1 protein-coding gene and 1 pseudogene are annotated in these 1,019 nt (G+C 63.1%); both read left to right on the top strand.

From position 1 onward, the window contains the following. Window positions 1-449, top strand: a 449-nt coding sequence (locus PHAMO_RS17195; protein WP_040567779.1) for an integrase core domain-containing protein, incomplete at its 5' end; no start/stop codon positions are given. A gap of 39 nt (window positions 450-488) precedes the next feature. Beyond that, window positions 489-1,019 (top strand): annotated as a pseudogene (locus PHAMO_RS17190) (transposase); the annotation flags it as partial.

Genomic DNA, 1,019 nt, shown 5'->3' with positions numbered 1-1,019 from the left:
TGGCGGATCGTCTGGAGGATGGCAGGGCTTTCCGGCTTCTCAACGTGCTGGATGATTTCAATCGGGAGGGGCTCGGCATTGAAGTCGATTTTTCGCTGCCCGCAGAACGGGTTGTCCGGATGCTGAACCAAATTATCGAATGGCGCGGCAAGCCAGCGACAATTCGGGTCGACAACGGTCCCGAATATATCAGCGGCACGCTGATGAAATGGGCCGAGACGCGCGGCATCGGCCTCCAACACATCCAGCCCGGCAAGCCGCAGCAGAACGCCTATGTCGAGCGTTACAACCGGACGGTCCGGCATGAATGGCTGGGCCAGTTCCTCTTCGAAACCATCGCGGAGGTGCAGGATCAAGCGACAGAATGGCTCTGGACCTACAACAACGACCGCCCCAATATGGGCATCGGCGGCATCACACCCGCCCAGAAACTGAAATTGGCCGCCTGAGTTCTATGTCCAACCCCCGCTAAAAATGGGGGGATTACCGTCCGGCTGGCGAGTTTGGTCGCCTGGGGCTTTTTCGACGAGCGGTTCGCGCCGCTTTACGCGGAAACGGGGCGCCCGGGCGTTCCGACCCGGCTGATGGTGGGATTGCACCTGCTCAAGCACATGTACGGCCTCTCTGACGAGGCGGTGTGCGATCGCTGGGTCTGCGATCCGTATTTCCAGTATTTCTGCGGCGAAACCTTCTTCCAGCACGCCCTGCCGGTGGACCGCTCTTCGATGACCCGCTGGCGTCAGCGCATCGGTGCCGATGACCTGTCGGCCCTGGTGCAGGAGAGCCTGGCCGCCGCCCACCGGGCCGGCGCTCTTCAGGCCGAAGACATGGAGCGGGTGACGGTCGATACCACCGTTCAGCCCAAGGCGGTGACCTTCCCGACCGACGCCAAGCTGATGCAGCGGGCCCGGGAAAAGTTGGTGGCGCTGGCCCAAGAGTGGGGCATCGGCCTTCGCCAGAGCTACGCCCGCGTCGGCAAGCGGGCGGCGATGAAGCAGGGCCGCTACGCCCACGCCAAG

Source organism: Magnetospirillum molischianum DSM 120, from assembly GCF_000294655.1.
Taxonomy (GTDB): Bacteria; Pseudomonadota; Alphaproteobacteria; order Rhodospirillales; family Magnetospirillaceae; genus Phaeospirillum; species Phaeospirillum molischianum.
This window is presented reverse-complemented; position numbering and strand designations above follow the sequence as displayed.